The 15989-nt window shown below is 68.8% G+C and carries 11 protein-coding genes, 1 tRNA gene and 3 pseudogenes; 9 read left to right on the plus strand and 6 right to left on the minus strand.

Features of this window, described 5'->3' with window-relative positions; translation table 11 throughout:
• Positions 1-766, minus strand: a 766-nt coding sequence (locus AB0368_RS32275; protein WP_366157802.1) for a transposase, incomplete at its 3' end; no start/stop codon positions are given.
• A gap of 394 nt (positions 767-1160) precedes the next feature.
• Positions 1161-1358, minus strand: a complete 198-nt coding sequence (locus AB0368_RS32280; RefSeq protein ID WP_366157803.1) for a hypothetical protein — start codon at positions 1356-1358, stop codon at positions 1161-1163.
• A 1753-nt stretch (positions 1359-3111) separates the two neighbouring features.
• Here AB0368_RS32280 and AB0368_RS32285 point away from each other — a divergent pair.
• Together AB0368_RS32285 and AB0368_RS32290 are read left to right on the plus strand one after the other, a co-directional pair.
• Complete coding sequence (locus AB0368_RS32285; protein WP_366157804.1) at positions 3112-3777, plus strand: hypothetical protein; 666 nt, start codon at positions 3112-3114, stop codon at positions 3775-3777.
• Positions 3778-3815: 38 nt separating this feature from the next.
• The gene (locus AB0368_RS32290) at positions 3816-4529 is read left to right on the plus strand and encodes a hypothetical protein (RefSeq protein WP_366157805.1); all 714 of its coding nucleotides are present in this window, start codon (positions 3816-3818) and stop codon (positions 4527-4529) included.
• Positions 4530-4679: 150 nt separating this feature from the next.
• On the opposite strand, the pseudogene AB0368_RS32295 reads toward AB0368_RS32290, so the two are convergent.
• A pseudogene (locus tag AB0368_RS32295) lies at positions 4680-5324 on the minus strand (HNH endonuclease); the annotation flags it as partial.
• Here AB0368_RS32295 and AB0368_RS32300 point away from each other — a divergent pair.
• From AB0368_RS32300 to AB0368_RS32320, 5 genes and pseudogenes are all read left to right on the plus strand, one after another.
• A pseudogene (locus AB0368_RS32300) lies at positions 5209-6003 on the plus strand (LacI family DNA-binding transcriptional regulator); the annotation flags it as partial. The pseudogenes AB0368_RS32295 and AB0368_RS32300 sit on opposite strands and share 116 nt — an antisense overlap.
• Before the next feature lie 267 nt (positions 6004-6270).
• Positions 6271-6582 (plus strand): annotated as a pseudogene (locus AB0368_RS32305) (Zn-dependent alcohol dehydrogenase); the annotation flags it as partial.
• Positions 6583-6685: 103 nt separating this feature from the next.
• The gene (locus tag AB0368_RS32310; RefSeq protein WP_366157806.1) at positions 6686-7171 is read left to right on the plus strand and encodes a (2Fe-2S)-binding protein; all 486 of its coding nucleotides are present in this window, start codon (positions 6686-6688) and stop codon (positions 7169-7171) included.
• A complete protein-coding gene (locus tag AB0368_RS32315) occupies positions 7164-8144 on the plus strand; it encodes an FAD binding domain-containing protein (RefSeq protein WP_366157807.1) in 981 nt (326 codons plus the stop codon). The genes AB0368_RS32310 and AB0368_RS32315 overlap by 8 nt, the downstream gene beginning before the upstream one ends.
• The gene (locus AB0368_RS32320; RefSeq protein ID WP_366157808.1) at positions 8141-10315 is read left to right on the plus strand and encodes a xanthine dehydrogenase family protein molybdopterin-binding subunit; all 2175 of its coding nucleotides are present in this window, start codon (positions 8141-8143) and stop codon (positions 10313-10315) included. Before AB0368_RS32315 ends, AB0368_RS32320 begins: the two co-directional genes overlap by 4 nt.
• A gap of 1052 nt (positions 10316-11367) precedes the next feature.
• Here AB0368_RS32320 and AB0368_RS32325 read toward each other — a convergent pair.
• A tRNA-Pro gene (locus AB0368_RS32325) sits at positions 11368-11444 on the minus strand.
• 73 nt (positions 11445-11517) lie between these two features.
• Positions 11518-12414, minus strand: a complete 897-nt coding sequence (locus AB0368_RS32330) for a metallophosphoesterase (protein WP_366157809.1) — start codon at positions 12412-12414, stop codon at positions 11518-11520.
• Between the two features lie 25 nt (positions 12415-12439).
• On the opposite strand from AB0368_RS32330, the gene AB0368_RS32335 reads away from it, so the two are divergent.
• On the plus strand, positions 12440-12892 hold the full coding sequence (locus AB0368_RS32335) for a GatB/YqeY domain-containing protein (RefSeq protein ID WP_366157810.1): 453 nt from the start codon (positions 12440-12442) through the stop codon (positions 12890-12892).
• A gap of 66 nt (positions 12893-12958) precedes the next feature.
• On the opposite strand, the gene AB0368_RS32340 is transcribed toward AB0368_RS32335, so the two are convergent.
• The gene (locus AB0368_RS32340; protein WP_366157811.1) at positions 12959-15379 is read right to left on the minus strand and encodes a transglycosylase domain-containing protein; all 2421 of its coding nucleotides are present in this window, start codon (positions 15377-15379) and stop codon (positions 12959-12961) included.
• 304 nt (positions 15380-15683) lie between these two features.
• Here AB0368_RS32340 and AB0368_RS32345 point away from each other — a divergent pair, with 304 nt between their 5' ends.
• Positions 15684-15986, plus strand: a complete 303-nt coding sequence (locus AB0368_RS32345; RefSeq protein WP_041832981.1) for a WhiB family transcriptional regulator — start codon at positions 15684-15686, stop codon at positions 15984-15986.
• Positions 15987-15989: the final 3 nt, after the last annotated feature.

The raw sequence follows: 15989 nt of genomic DNA on the forward strand, positions 1-15989 counted from the left end.
TGTGGCGGGCGTAGGCGGAGGCTGATCGGAACCGGAGGGTGCCGGCTGTCTCTCCTGGAATCTTCGCCGCGGTCAGCGACGCGCAGCCGGGCAGCGCGATCAACGTGGGCGCCAACTCCTCGGCCAGTTTGCTGATCTCCGTCTCGAGAGCGTTGATCTCCGTGGTGAGTTGACGGCATCGCTCGGTCAGCGCGGCGGCAAGCCGGGCCACGGTTCCGGGCAGCTCTGCGAGGCGGTTGTGGATGCGGTCGAGGTTGCTTGCCCGGTCGAGGGAACGAGCTGGTGGATCCCATGCGGGGTCGAGTTCGTGCAGATGCCAGCGGAGCCGGTTGACGGTGCGGGTGCGTTCGGCGAGGAGGTCTTCGCGGTGGTCGACGAGCAGTCGCACCTCGCGTTCGGGGCCGTCGAGGTGCGCGACGGGCAATTCGTGCTCACGGAGCGCGGCGCGTGCGACGGCCAGAGCGTCGATCGGATCGGATTTGCCGTAGGTGCGGGCGGCGTCGCGTGCGTGAGCCATCAACTTTGGTGGGACGCGGATGATGCGTTCGCCGGTGGCGAGCAGGTCGCGTTCCAGGCGCCGAGTCATGTTGCGGCAGTCTTCGATCGCCCAGATCCGGTCCGGGCTGTGTTTGGCGGCCCAGTGTAGGAGTGAGAGGTGATCTTTGCTGGTTGACCCGCAGGTCTTGGCCGCCAGCTGGCGGCCGTTGCCGTCGATCACGACGGCTGTGTGGGTGCGCTCGTGCGCGTCGATTCCGATAACCACCATGGAAGTGCGTCTCCTTGACCGAGGGGCGCGGGCCGGTCGGTAGGCACATCCCAGTCGGGCGCTGACACGCTCCTCTTGAGCCATACCGGCCGGTCCTTCGCGTCCGCCGAGCCGCAGAATTCACAACAGCCACGAAGGCAGCAAACAGGTGGAGCGAACCCGTCGGACCGATCAAGGGTGACACTGGGATCTAACGGTGTTTTCGGCCTGACCCGCTGGGCGTGGCGCCCGGGCGAGGGAGGTGCCTACGGCTGGGTGACTCCGGTGACGCGAGTGCGGACCGTGCCCGACGAGCAGGATCCGGCGACCGGCCGGAGACCGGCCTGAATCGGCCGGAGGACCAGCGCCTGACCATGCCAGAGGTCGCGGCCGCTCCGGAGAATCATGAGATCGCTCAGGATCGTGACGCGACGACGTCGCCAGGTGCCTTCGCGGCTAGATCGATACCGAGCATTCGGAGCAGCGAGGCGTTCTTGTCAGTGTCGATGAGTCCGGGGAATTCCCGGTCGACCCAATCCGCTCTGGCGTGCAGTTGCCGCAAGCGCAGATCCGCCGTGATTCTGGCCTTTTCCACGTACTCGGGGGCAGTCATGTCTTGGTCCTTGCTGTAGGGGTGGTGGAAGGCCTGCCGAGAGTGCTGGGCTGGCCGGATGCGGGGTGGGACAGCGTGCGCAGGCGGCCTCAACGTCAGCCGCCGGCGAGCGGACCGGCAGCGCCACCCGCAGGCGGGCGGGCCGCGCTGAGCCGAAAGCTAGTGCGGTGAGTGAAGGGAAGGGAGGAGGGCCGGTAGTACTCCCGCAGCAGCGCTCGAAACGCTAGGGGCCGCGTCAATCTTGGAAGCTCGGGCTGTCGTCTGATGCGGACCGTGGGCGCACGCGTGTCAGGGGTGCAAGCTGCACGGTCCAAGTCCGCGCTGTCCCGACGACCGCAATGGCCCTGCAGAGCAGGTCGCAGCCCAGCTGCGGACTGCCTTCCGCGAAGCCACGGTTGACGAAGCTGACCGCCCTCGAGTGGTCACCTGCTTCCAGCGCGTCCTCGAGCCCGGCGGCCAAGACCGTGGCGAGCGCGGCGTGAAAACTGTCTGCCCCTCTCTCACGAGCAGTCTTCGCGGGCTCGCGCAACGCAGGAGTCTGCGTAGGCAGGGCTGACACGAGGGTCATATCGTCTCCTATGGTGTCGATGTTGCTTGGGTCAGGAACCGTCAGATCGGCGCCTGCATGCCGCAGCCGTGTAGCGACCGCCACGTCGTCGCCACGTGGAGAGATTCCGCTGCCGGCGAAGGAGCGCCGACGACGTGGTCGAGATCGGAGGTGTGGGCCGATCAGCCGAGGTCATCCCGTTCGCTTAAAGACGTCGCCCGGCGCGGACGCGACGTTGGCTGTTGCGAACGGAAGTGTCGATGACGGTCGGACGGGTTTGCCAGCGCTCAGCCTCTCAACCCTGAGGATTGTCCTGTGGCACTGCCGCGACCCTCGGCAGCACGCCCGGTAGGCGCTGGCACGCCAACGACGTTGACGAACTGATCCACCAGCTACTCTACGCCACTGCACGCAGCGCGCCTCGGATGCCAGCTCCAGCCACTTGCTGCAGCCACAAATGAAGCGGACGGCGAGCGGAGCGGCTTGCCGACTTGCGGGAACAGGCGGCAGATGCCCGTGAGCGTTGTCGACCTCCGGAACGCGGTGATGACGGCGCCGACGCCGTGCCGCGTCCCCACAGCGGACGCACCGCCAGCCATCCGGCGAATCTGATCGTGTCGCGGCGTTTCCGGCGGGTGATTCAAAACCTCATAGATACACGTAAAGGCCTGACCGACGTTTCCGCTGGTCAGGCCTTTACTTCTGTCGGGGTGGCCGGATCTGAACCGACGGCCTCTTCGTCCCGAATTAGGATCATGATCCGTCGGCATTCGGCGCTCCGCCCGAAAGGCGAGGTCGCAGCGTTGGCACGCGTCGGGATGACCCAGCCTGCGAAGGCTGGCCTTTCAAGATCCACTCCCAGATCACTCCCAAGATGGTGACGACGGCTCCTGCTGCGGCTTGCGGCGGACGTGCGTGGGAGGCGCCTCGTTGGTCATGTCGTCCGGCTCTTAGTGGCTGTGTCGATGCGCCTGCGGTCAATCTGGTCTGGCCGAATGCGGACGTTGCGCGGAAGCACGACCAAGTCACAGGGTCTTGACCCCGTCGCCCAAACTAATTGATGATCTTGAGGCCTGGATGGGCGCTAACGGGGAGGTACAACTCTTGCGAACAACTACACGCAGGTCCGGCGCCATGCTGCGTCGGGTTTCCGCGGCCTCAGCGGCCGCGGTGCTTCTGGCGACTCTGTCACCGGCCTCAGCTGCGATGGCGGTCGAGGACACCGCGGGGTCGGCTGCCGCGGCAGCCGAGGAACCTCCGGTCATGACGTTCATGACGGAGGAGGAATACAGGGCCACCTACTTCAAGGCGCACGGGACGGAAGCCCCCGCGGACTTGTCTGAGGTGCCCACTTCTCCAGTGCCGGAAATCATCCAGAGCAGCACGGGCGAGCTGATCGACACAACGCAGACATCCAGCGTCGACCAGGATGGCGCCATGGCACCCGGCGGGAAGGTCGCCCAGCGGAATGTGGATCCCGGCGGCGGCACTGGCGGCGCCACGCCCTGGTGGGCAGTCCTGTACTCGTACTCGGACTTGAAGCGCAACAAGGTTTTCGTCCGGTACGGCAACTCGGAGCTCGGCTACCATCACTTCGCTTCCAAGCACAACCTGCGTAACAGAGTCGTTTTTGAGCACCTCATGGCCACCAAGCCCACGGATGCGTCCGGGGCCAGGCTCGAGTACATGATCTATGTCGCGGACCCCTCCAACGGGAACATCTCCGAGAGGATCTTCATCGCCTCGCAGCAGGCGACGAGGACCGAGGACGGCCGGTGGAAGACCCCGGACGGGGGGTACGTCGGCGTGATCACCGCGTACTGCAAGGGCAAGACGAAGTGCCCGGAGTTCGTCAATAGGCTCAGAAACTAAGACCGAACGAACGACACGAGCTCGAGGACGTGACGGCTGTGGATCGTGAGAACCATCTCCACGAGCAACTCTTAAGGATTGTTGCACCTCTGGTGATGGGTCCTTGCGGGGCCCAACCTGCACAAGTAGTACGCCTCGCTGGGATCGTCCGCGCTGGCACCAACCAGACCCGGATTGTCCTCCTGGCCGGCGCGCAAGCGCCGGCCAGGATCGCCGTCGAGTTCCGTCTCACCGGCGATGACGGCACCGAACTCGACGTCGACGCAGCAGTGGACTGGATACGCACTCTCACGCACGCCGACCTGGCCGCCACGGCTGGTGAGCGCGACAGCCACGACAACATCATCGTCGCGGCCGACACGCTGGGATTTTCCGCAAACCACCGAGCCACCGAGTACGACATCAACTACTTCTCGATGCTCCGGCAACTGCTGTACGGCGGCGGCGCGCTGTGGTTCGAAGACATCTTCACGCTCCACGGCTACCTGCTGACCGGACCCGGCCGCCACCGGCTCTACATCAACAACTCCAAGACCGGCACGATCACCGGCATCGACCTCCCCCTGACCCAGGCCGACGGAACGATCTGGTCGGGACAAGGCGGGTCCTTCCCCGTGGTATTGCCCTCCCTGGTCCGCGACGATGAACTGCAACACCAGACAAAGATCACCGCCGTGGACGACTACTGCTCGGTCGTCTACGACATGAGCGACTGGGTCCTTCCCACCCCGGCCCCTGAACCGGAGTACTGACGTACGGAAGCGGGTTCTTAAGAAGGCATGATGCCGCTGGTGGTAGGTGAGCCGGCTGACATCGATGTTGTCTTTACTGACCCGCCGTAGCTCGGCGACTTCGGTGTGGGTTGTGCCGTCCCGAACCATGCCGTAGGCGTCAACGTAGATGGCGCCAGCGTCGAACAGGACGTGGTGGTTGGGGCATAGGCAGAGAACATTGCCGCGGATGTCTGGGCCATCGTGCGCTGTTCCGAGGGCTTGTGATGTGCGCTGCTTCGGCGTACGGACCGGCCAACCTGGACAAACGCCGCTGATCGTGTGCTTGCACGTGAGACGCCACAGCCATCCCGTCCGCCGTCGACCCACACACCGTGGAGCCGGCCTGGCCCAGGGCGCCAAGGTGGAGCGCCCTACCGGACGTACGACCTTGGCGCCCTGGGATAGGTCTGCTCGGCTTCGCCTGGGTCGACGGTGGGCGGGATGGCGCTCCCATCCCAGAAGCTTGAAGTGCCCCCGCCGGAGGCGTGAACTGGATCCAGCGCTATCCGAGGCATTCGCCGGTGCGCCGGCCGATGCCGGCCGGAGGCCGCCAGCAGGCCGAGCGCGGCCGGCCAGCGCCGCGCTTGCGCGGCGCCTTGATTCAGAAGAGATCAATTCGGCAGGCGTAAACGCGCCACCTTTGTCCTCCGCAGGGTGGTGCCCGCCCAAGGATGACTCGCACCGAACGGTCGATACTCCGGACTGGCTTGACCGCTTGGTCGCCGGGCATCTCGCGTCCACCAAGCCTCGGCCGTGCTCCTGCCATGGACGCACGTATGCCTTCCGTGGTCATCGTCCCGCGAACGGCGCGGCTCGTGCAGTCGGACCGAAGCTGGTGGACGTGGCCCGTAGCGCTGGTGTGTCGACGGGAACTGTTTCGGCAGTGCTGAACCGCCCGGAGTCAGTGCCGGAGGCCACCCGTGTCCGCGTGTTGAAGGCGACCGCTGAGCTGGGTTATGTCCGAGGCGGGCAACCGCTGGGTGAGCTTGCGCCGCACTGGCGACGGACGGGCTTCGCGACCTGGCTGTTCCATCCCGCTGCCTCGGGCATGTATCCGCGTGTCGCACCGCACGACGCTCGGCCGGTTCCCGTGCTCGGCGAGCCCTGGCCGGGGGTGCCTGCTCGCGGTCGCGGTGCTGCGCAAAGAGCTGACGCCTGCTGGGTGCCGATCGCCTCGGGGCTGACGCCCCACGGCCTGCGACACAGCCACAAGACGCAGATGCAGGAACTCGGAGTGCCGGCCGTACTTCAAGACGGCCGGATGGGGCACTTCGACGGCTCGGTCCAGGCGCGCTACTCACACATCACGCCGGCCATGCGCCGTCAGTTCCTCGCCCAACTGACAACGCTGTGGGAAGCCGCCTTGGACGCGCGGCTCGCGATGGCGTCGCACTCCCCGGTCGTCGTTCTGGACCGGCTTCTCGAAGCTCGCCGGAAGGAGGTCGGGGAGTGAGATTCAAGATCCACTCCCAGATCACTCCCAGAGGTGGGCCGGGAAGCAATTCAGGGCTGGTTCTCCGTGAGGAGAACCAGCCCTGAGCTGGTGTTACATGTGGTCGGGGTGGCCGGATTTGAACCGACGGCCTCTTCGTCCCGAATGAGGTTCTAGCAGCTCTCCCGACCTGCGCAACTACCCGATTCCGCTGGTCAAGCCGTCGGTCTGCGTTGGTGCGCCGAGGTGTGTCGGGGCGCGTATCGGCCTCGCCGCCCGAAGAGTTGCCCCAAGCCCGCGCGCGCCGCCTGGGCCGTCGCCCGCCGGGGCGGAACAGTCGTGGTAGTGGGCGCGGGCCGTGCCGACCAGCGGGTGGAGTTCACCCCGTTCGAGCTGCTCTTCGAGGGCAAGCGGATCGTGCCGGCCCTCTTCGGGTCCGCCGACCCGCGTCGCGACTACGCGCGGATCCTGGACTTCTGGCGGGCCGGTCGGCTCGACCTGGCCGGCATGATCACCCAACGGCGGACCCTCGACGAGGTGGGCGACGCGCTCGGCGCGCTCGGCCGGGGCGACGTCATCCGGCAGGTCATCATGTTCTGACTTCGAGCCGGCCACGCGGGTGGGCGGCGGCGCCCCCGGAAGGCTTAGAATCGCCCGAGCGCCGCCCGCGGGGCGGCGCGCCGCGACTGCATCGGGGGGCGACGTGGCGGGGGCGCAGGACGCCGTGCCGGTGGTGCTGCGGGTCAACGGGCGGCGGCACGACATCCAGGTCGAGCCGAGGGTGACGCTGCTCGACGCGATCCGCGACACGCTCGGCCTCACCGGCACGAAGAAGGGCTGCGACCGCGGCGAGTGCGGCGCGTGCACGGTGCATGTGGACGGTCGCCGGATCAACGCCTGCGCCACGCTGGCCGTCATGCAGGACGGGCGGGAGATCACCACGATCGAGGGGCTCGGCGGCGCCGACGGGTCGCACCCGGTCCAGCGGGCCTTCGTGGCCCACGACGGCCTCCAGTGCGGCTTCTGCACGCCGGGCCAGATCATGTCCGCGGTGGCCTGCATCGCCGAAGGGCACGCCGGCTCCGACGACGAGATCCGGGAGTGGATGAGCGGGAACCTGTGCCGGTGCGCGGCGTACCCGCAGATCGTCGACGCGGTCCGGGCGGCGGCGGGGACGGCCCGTGCATGACTTCGGGTACCTGCGGGTCGCCGACGCCGACTCGGCCCTGGCGGCGCTCGCGGGGCGGCCGGACGCGCGGCTGGTCGCCGGCGGCACCGACCTGCTCAACCTGCTCAAGGACGGCGTGGAGACCCCCGGCCTGCTGGTCGACATCAACCGCCTCGACCTGGCCGGCGTCCACGCCGGACCGGCCGGCCTGAGCATCGGCGCCCTGGCCCGGATGAGCGACGTCGCCGCCGACGCCGGGGTGCGCGCCGGCTATCCCGTGATCGTCGCGGCGCTGCAGCGGTCCGCCTCGCCGCAGGTGCGCAACGCCGCGACCGTCGGCGGGAACCTGCTGCAGCGCACCCGCTGCCCGTACTTCCGGGCCGAGGCCCCAGCGCCGTGCAACAAGCGGTGGCCCGGCAGCGGCTGCGCGGCCGCCGACGGCGACGACCGCTCCTCGGCGATCTTCGGGTGGAGCCGGCGCTGCGTCGCGACCCACCCCTCCGACCTCGCGGTGGCGCTGGCGGCCCTGGACGCCCGGGTGCGGCTGCGGTCCGCCCACGGCGAGCGCACCCTGGCGGTGACCGACCTGTACCGCCCGCCCGACGGGGAGCCCGAGCGGGACACCGCGCTCCAAGGGGCAGAGCTGATCACGGCGATCGAGGTCCCGCCCGTGCCCGCCGACGTCCGTGCGGCGTACCTGAAACTGACCGACCGCGCGGCGCACGATTTCGCGCTGGTCTCCTGCGCGGTCGCCGTCGAGGCGCGCGACGGCCGGATCGCCACCGCGCGCGTCGCCCTCGGCGGCGTCGCGGCCGGGCCCTGGCGTCTCACGGCGGCCGAGCGGGCGCTGCCGGGCGTGGCCCTGTCCGCCGACCGGCTGCTGGCCGCGCTCGGTCCGGCCTTCGCGCGGGCGCGGCCGGTGCGCCGCAACGGCTTCAAGGTGGAGCTGGCCAGGCGGGCGGTGGTGCGGGCGCTCATGGTGGCCGGCGCATGAACGTGCCCGACGCGAGGAACCGGGCTGACGGCGTGGCGAAGGTGACCGGCGCCGCGCGGTTCGCCGCGGACGTGCCGGTCGACGGCCTGCGGCACGCCGTCCTCGTCACCGCCACGGTGCCTGCCGGCCGGGTCGCTCGGCTGGAAACTGCGGCCGCCGAAGGCGCGCCCGGCGTGGTCGCCGTGCTCACCGCCGCGAACGCGCCCCGGCTTGCGCTCGCCGGCGACGGGTACGCGGGCCGGCTGCCGCTGCAGGACGATCGGGTGTGCTACGAGGGCGAGCCGATCGCGGTGGTGGTCGCCGACCGGTTGGAGCGGGCGCGGGCGGCGGCCCGCCTGGTCCGGGCCGAATACGTGGTCGAGCCCGCGGCCACCGACCTCGACGCCGTGCTCGACGCGGCCTACGCGCCGACGCCGACCCCCCGGTGGGGGCCCGCCGACACGAGCGTCGGCGACGTCGACGCCGGACTCGACCGGGCGGCCGTGGTCGTCCGGCGGCGCTACACGACCGAGGCGCGGCACCACTGCGCGATCGAGCCGTCGGCGACGCTGGCCGAGTGGCGGGACGGCCGGCTGACCCTGCACGACGCCACCCAGGGCGTGTTCAACGTGCGGACGGTCATCGCGGCCGCGCTGGGGCTGGCGCCCGACCGGGTTCGGGTGCGCTGCGAGTACACCGGCGGCGCGTTCGGCGGCAAGGGCTACGTGTGGCCGCACCAGCTCATCGCCGCGATGACCGCGACGACGCTGGGCGGCGCGGTGCGCCTCGTGCTCACCCGGGCGCAGACCTTCACCGGCAACGGCTACCAGCCGCCGACCCGGCAGGCCGTCACGCTCGGGGCCGACGCCGACGGCCGGCTCCTGGCCGTCCGCCACGAGTCGGTGAGCGCCACCGCGACCTACGGCGAGTACCCGGAGATGGCGGCGAACTGCAGCCGGGTGGTCTACGCCAGCCCCGCGATCGAGACCCGCAACCGGGTCGCCCCCGTGGCCACGATCCTGCCGACGCCGATGCGCGCCCCGCACGAGGGCGCGGGGATGTTCGCGCTGGAGTCCGCGATGGACGAGCTGGCCTACGAGCTGGGCCTGGACCCGCTGGAGCTGCGGCTGCGCAACCACGCCGAGACCGACCCGACGACCGGGCAGCCGTTCTCCTCCAAGGAGCTGCTCGCCTGCTACGCCGAGGGCGCCCGCCGGTTCGGCTGGTCCGGGCGCCCGATGCCGGTGCGGTCGCTGCGCGCGGGCGACGAACTGGTCGGGTGGGGCGTGGCGAGCGCGATCGGGTCGACGTTCCGCTTCCCCGCAGGCGCGCGGGTCCGGGTCGGCGTCGACGGCGGGGTCGTGGTCGAGGCGGGGTGCCAGGAGATCGGCGCTGGCACGTACACGGTGCTGCCGCAGCTCGCGGCGGAGGCCCTGGGCTGCCCGCCGGAGCAGGTGACGCTGCGGCTGGGCGACACGGCGCTGCCGGAGACCGGGGTGACGGCGGGGTCGTCGACCACCATGAGTGTCGGTTCGGCGGTGCGTTCGGCCGCCCTGGAGCTGGCGGCGAAGCTGGCCGCGATGGTCGACGGGCGCGCCGACCCGGCCACCCTGCGCCTTGCCGGCGCGGAGCTGACCGTGAAGAACGGCCCGCCGACCACCGTGCGCCTCGCCGACCTGCTGGCGTCGCACGGCGTGGACGGCGTCGCCGCCGAGGCGCGCTGGGCGCCCGGGCCCCAGCGGCACTCGATCCACGCCTTCGGCGCGGTCTTCGCCGACGTGGCCGTCGACGAGCTGCTCGGATCCGTACGGGTGCGCCGGCTCGTCGGCGTCTACAGCGCCGGGCGGATCGTCAACCCCCTGACCGCGCGCGCCCAGCTGACCGGCGGCCTGATCTGGGGCCTCGGCCAGACGCTCATGGAGCGCTCGGTCCACGACGCCCGGCTCGGCCGGTACGTGTCCAAGAACCTCTCCGGCTACCTGCTCCCGGTCAGCGCGGACGTGCCCGAGCTGAACGTCGGGTTCGTCGAGGAGCACGACCCGCACGCGAGCGCGATCGGCGCGCGCGGCATCGGGGTGCTCGGCGCGGTCGGGGTGGGCGCGGCCATCGCCAACGCGGTGCACCACGCCACCGGAGTGCGCCTGCGCGACCTGCCGATCACGGCGGAGGCGCTCTGCTGCGGCGAGTCGTAGCACCACCCAGCGTGTTCCCGCGGATACTCTGAGTGTCACCGCCACCTCACGAGTGAGCGGGAGATCTTGAAGATGAGGCTCGTCAGTCGCGCGGCCGCCCTGGTCGTCGCCGCTTTGGGGTACCGGCCCTGACCTGCACCTTCATGTGGTCGGGGTGGTCGGATTCGAACGGATTTGAACGGACGCGTCCTCGTCCCCGAACGCGGACACCAGGTTCCTGGGTGCATATTTGTGGTCGTCCAGTGGACGTGGACATAGGTGACATGGGATCAGGTGTCGTCCGCTGTCATACCTCGTCGCGCTGTCCGCTGATTTTCTGCTGATGCGTCGACGTACTTGTCGACCGATTAGGACCTCCCACCGAACACCCGAAGCAGTACGCGCAAGGTGTCCAGTGCGTGCCGTCGGGCAGCGGCCTTCGGGTGAAAGAGGGCGACGGCGACCGCCACACCGACGTAGATGGCGAAGAGGCCAAGGATGACAGTGACCGCTCCGAGCACCCATGGCGCTGCGGAGGTAACCAAGCTCTGAAGAAGGATCATGGGGACCGTCCTGACTTTCCAGGAGTCCCTACTCCGCGACCTAAAGATCAGACCCCAAGGCGCGCAGCAGAAACTCGCCCCTAGAAGGGGTCGGAATTTTGCTGACACGCCCGGGGTCCCGCCGGGCGTCTCGTTGTCCTGTCGCCGCCTTCCTCGGGACAGAGAACTTCCAAGACTGATTGTTCCGATGGTACTGCGCGAAGCGTCGGTGGCTGATGATCGAACTGGGGGTGCAGCACCTACGGTCGTGACCGACGTGCCGCCTTGACCGTTCGGGCCCCCGGCGATAGCCCTGTGCGACGGTCTGACGGAGCGCTGGAATGCGGCTCTCCACGCTACGAAGCGGCACGCTGCCGGGCTCCCCGGTTCCGGTCCTCGACGGACTGTTGCGGGCGGTCTGAGGCGCGTTCAGGACGCCTCTGCCCCAAAACCTGCCCCAAGACGGCCCCGGAAAGGAATCAGGGCCGGTTCCCCGTTCCCGGGATACCGGCCCTGACCTGCACTTTCACGTGGTCGGGGTGGCCGGATTTGAACCGACGGCCTCTTCGTCCCGAACGAAGCGCGCTACCAAGCTGCGCCACACCCCGCGGTGTGCTGAGCAATAGTATCCGACGCGCTTCGTCACGCGAAATCGGTATCCCCCTGCCGAAAGATCCCAGCTCAGCGGGGGATCAGCGTGAGGATGGACGCCTCCGGGCGGCAGGCGAAGCGGATCGGGGCCGTCGGGTGCGTGCCCAGGCCTGCTGACACGTGCAGCCACGCCTCCGAGCCCGGCCATCGGTGCAGTCCCTTGGCCATCGAGTGCGGCAGGTCACAGTTGGTGGTCAGCGCGCCGTAGCCCGGGATGCAGACCTGGCCGCCGTGGGTGTGGCCGGCCAGGAGGACGGCGAAGCCGTCTGCTGCCATTGCGTCGAGGACTCGGGAGGCGGGGGTGTGGGTCACGCCGATGTGCAGGTCCGCGCCCGCGGAGACCGGGTCGGCCACCGATGGGTAGTCGTCGCGGTCCACGTGGGGGTCGTCGACGCCGGCGAGTTCGATGGAGCGGCCGCCTGCCTTGAGCACCGTACGGGCGTTGTTGAGGTCGGCCCAGCCCGCGTCGGTGAACGCCTGGCGCAGGGTTTCCGTGGGGAGTTCGACGCCCTGGACGTACTCGTTCGAGAGCGGCAGTACGTATCTCAGCGGGTTCTTCCAGACCGGGCCGCGGTAGTCGTTGGAGCCGAAGACGAAGGCTCCGGGCAGCGGCAGCAGCGGTTCGAGGGCGCGCAGGACCCCCGGCACCGCGTCCGGGGAGGCCATGTTGTCGCCGGTGACCACGACGAGGTCGGGGTCGGTGCCCGCGAGGGCGGCCACCCAGGCCTGCTTGCGGTGCTGGTTCGGCATCATGTGCAGGTCCGACAGGTGCAGGATGCGCAGCGGTTCCGCGTCCGGTTCCAGCACCGGGACGCTGAGGCGGCGCAGCGTGAACATGTTGCGCTCGACCAGGGAGGCGTAGGCGAAGGTGGCACCGCCGACAGCGGTCATCGTGGCGGCCAGGGCGTAAAGGGGACGCTTGCGCATGAGGGCCAGAGTAGTTTGAGCGACCATGGGAACGCTGAAAGACCGCCTGAACGATGACCTTCGCGCTGCGATGAAGGGCCGCGACGAGCTCACCACGTCGACGCTGCGGATGACGTTGGCCGCCGTGCGCAACGCCGAGGTGTCCGGTGACGCCGCGCGGGAGCTCTCCGACGACGAGGTGCTCGCGGTGCTCACCAAGGAGGCGAAGAAGCGCCGGGAGGCCGCTTCCGCATTCCAGGGTGCCGGGCGCGCCGACCAGGCGGCCAAGGAGAACGCCGAGGGGGAGATCCTCGACCGGTATCTGCCGGCTCAGCTCACCGACGAGGAGATCGCCGGGCTCGTCGCGGAGGCGCTGCGGGCGGGTGGCTTCAGCGGCAAGGGTCAGATGGGTCCGGCCATGAAGGCGGCCCAGGCCGCGGTGGCGGGTCGGGCTGAGGGCGGCCGGGTCGCGGCCGAGGTCCGCAAACAACTGAGCTGATTCGGTACGGGGAAAGCAAACGGGCGGGCCACCACCGAGGGTGACCCGCCCGTCTTCGCTCGACCGTCAGCGCCGCCGCGGCGGCGGGAAGATGATGCCGCCGTCGCCGGGCTTCGGATCCTTGGGCTTGTCGTCGGGCTTGCCCTTGCTGACCTCGATGCTGACGTAGCCGCCCTTGATGGTCCGGCCGCCCGGGTTGGTGCCGGCCGCCGTCCCCTTCGGGCAGTTGGAGTCGACCTCGGCGCCGACCGAGGCGCTGAAGCCCGCGTCTTCCAGCCGGGCCCGTGCGCCGTCGATGGTCGCGCAGGTCACGTCCGGGATCGAGCGCTGGTCGCCGATCGAGATCTTGCGGCTGCCCGGCTTCTTGAACTCGACCTTGGGCTTGCCGTCCATGTAGTCCGCCATGGTTCCCCACACGGCGGGGTTCACGATCTGGTGCGACATCCGGTCCGAGTGGTCCTGGTAGTCGGGGTTCACCAGGTAGCCGGCGACCGTGAGGGAGGTGGTCCCGATGATCAGCGCGGCGGTCTTGTCGTGGTCGGTGGTGCCCGTCTTGCCGTAGATCGGGTGGCCGATCTCCGAGTGGGCCTGCGGTGCCGTGCGGCCCTTGCAGTTGCCGAGCTGGGCCGAGTCGCCCACCGGGCAGCGGGCGGCGTCCAGGGCGGCCCGCGCCACGTCGGCGGAGGTCGCCCGGGTGCAGTGCGGCTGGCCTACGTCGATCTTCTCGCCGTTCTGCGAGGTGATCTGCTCGACGGGCGTGGGCGTGCAGTACATGCCGTCGCCGGCGAGGGTCGCGTACGCGTTGGCCATGTCCAGCGGGGTCGAGGAGGACACGCCGAGGGTGAAGGCACCCCACTGGTGGGCGGACTCTTCCGTGCCGGCGAAGTCGGCGTCCTGCTGCGCGCGGAACTGCACGCCGAAGCGCTTGGCGACGTCGACCACCTTCTCGGCGCCGACCCGCTCCTGCAACGGTACGAAGAACGTGTTGACCGACGCGCCGAAGCCGGTCCACATGTTGAAGATGCCCTTCTCGCTCTTCGAGGCGTTCGAGGGGCAGTAGTACTTGCCGTTACACGTCGACGGCCCCGGGGCGATGATGTACTTCGAGACGTACCTCGCCGGCGCGTTGATCGAGTAGGCCAGCGGGTAGCCGTTCTCGAGCGCCGCCACCATGGTGAACATCTTGAAGACCGAGCCGGCCTGGTAGCCGGTGATGTCGCCGCCGCCGCTGAGCAGCGGGTTGGTGGTGTTCGGGTACGTGCCCCGTATCTTCTTCCTCGCCTTGCGCGGGTCGGAGGAGATCTTGTTCTGCGGGTGCTCGGGGTCGTCGAGCTTGAAGCGGCGGTTGGCGGCGAGCGTGCGGACCTTGCCGGTGCCGGGCTGGACGCCGGCCAGCAGGAGGGCGTTCTTGTTCTTGTCCTTGATGTGGTCGAGGATGTTCTGCCGCGCCGCGTTCTGCGCCTTGACGTCCATCGAGGTCTGGATGCGGTAGCCGCCGCTCTTGAGCCGCCGCTCCCGGTCGTACGTGGTGGCGCCGAATTCGTTGCGGCTCAGCCACCAGCGGTAGAAGTAGTCGCAGAAGAAGCCCCAGTGGTTCTTCGCCACGGAGACGCAGCCGTTGCCGACCCGCTGGACCGACTTGCTGATCTTGGTGTCGGTGGCCTTCTTCGCCTCTTCCGGCGTGATGAACTTCAGCTCGAGCATGTCATTGAGGACATAGTTGCGCCGGGCCAGCGCCTGCGGGTAACCGCTGGCGGTGGTCGGGTTGAACGCGGTCGGCGCCTTCACCATGCTGGCCAGCAGGGCGGACTCGGCGACCGTGAGCGCGTTGGGCTTCTTCTTGAAGTAGACCTGGCTGGCCGCATAGACGCCGTACGAGCCGTTGCCGAAGGGCGCCTGGTTGAGATAGCGCTCGAGGATCTGCTCCTTGGTGAGCTCCTTCTCGACCTGCATGGCGTACTTCATTTCGGTGATCTTGCGCTTGGGCGTGTCCTTGGTGGCGTCGACGACCTCCTGGGGGTTCGTCGCCGAATAGGCCAGGGACATGCGCACGTATTGCATCGTCAGCGTCGAGGCGCCTTGCTGGGACTTGCCGCTCTTGTTGCTCACCACCGCGCGGGCGACGCCTTTGAGGTCGACGCCGTTGTGGTTGTAGAACTCGTGATCCTCCGCCGCGATGATCGCGTGCTGCATGTTGACCGAGATGTCCTTCAGTGGGACGTCACTGCGGAACTCGTCGTAGAACACCGAGATCTGGGTCTTGTTGTCCGATGCGAAGATCCGGCTGATCTGGGGCGCACTCGCCTGCTTGAGCTCGCTGGGCAGACTTGCGAAGGTCTCTCCGCCGGCCTTCGCGGCCAGGCCGGACATGGCGACGGCGGGGAATGCCGCGGCGGCGACCACTACGCCCGCCAGCAGGCCACAGATCAGCAATGAAGTCGCATTGGCGAAGATGTTGTGATCGCGTCTGCGCATCCAGGAGGTCACGTGAGCAGGGTACGCGAAACACCGCCCTGACCACGCGGCGAGTTGGTCACGGTTCGCCCAGAATGATTCTGCCGGTCAGATCGGCTGAGCGTGGCCTTTTCTGAGTTTTCCCGCGAACTTTTCTCCGTCCGGTCAGAGTGAGATGCCCGGAACTACCGAGGTATACGTATTTGAGGGACAACGTTGCGTAATCGCCCGACTACGGAGCATGATGGTCCGGCGAGCTTTCGCACGACGTCTGCACTGCTTGGGGGACATGAGCGCGCAGGCGTCAGGGGGTAATTGCAAGGGGGGACGTGAACAGATGGGGATGATCAGCGACTGGCCCAGCATGGCGGCGTGTCAGAGTGGCGACCCTGACGCGCTGTTCGTGCAGGGCGCCGAGCAGAACGTGGCGAAGAGAATCTGCCGAAGCTGCCCGGTTCGCTACGAATGTCTTGCCGACGCACTGGACAACCGGATCGAGTTCGGTGTCTGGGGAGGCATGACCGAGCGGGAGCGGCGCGCTCTGCTGCGCCGGCACCCGCACGTGGCGAGCTGGCGCAAGATGTTCGAAGCCGCGCTGCGCGAGAAGGGCGCCGACAAGGTGCTCGTCTCGACCCGCTGATTG

Origin of the sequence: Actinoplanes sp. NPDC051475 (assembly GCF_040689425.1) — a bacterium.
GTDB lineage: Bacteria > Actinomycetota > Actinomycetes > Mycobacteriales > Micromonosporaceae > Actinoplanes.

Coding starts and splice junctions, on each gene's coding strand:
- AB0368_RS32280 (WP_366157803.1), bottom strand. CDS start 1,358: ATGACTGCCCCCGAGTACGTGGAAAAGGCCAGAATCACGGCGGATCTG.
- AB0368_RS32285 (WP_366157804.1), top strand. CDS start 3,112: ATGGCGGTCGAGGACACCGCGGGGTCGGCTGCCGCGGCAGCCGAGGAA.
- AB0368_RS32320 (WP_366157808.1), top strand. CDS start 8,141: ATGAACGTGCCCGACGCGAGGAACCGGGCTGACGGCGTGGCGAAGGTG.
- AB0368_RS32330 (WP_366157809.1), bottom strand. CDS start 12,414: ATGCGCAAGCGTCCCCTTTACGCCCTGGCCGCCACGATGACCGCTGTC.
- AB0368_RS32335 (WP_366157810.1), top strand. CDS start 12,440: ATGGGAACGCTGAAAGACCGCCTGAACGATGACCTTCGCGCTGCGATG.
- AB0368_RS32345 (WP_041832981.1), top strand. CDS start 15,684: ATGGGGATGATCAGCGACTGGCCCAGCATGGCGGCGTGTCAGAGTGGC.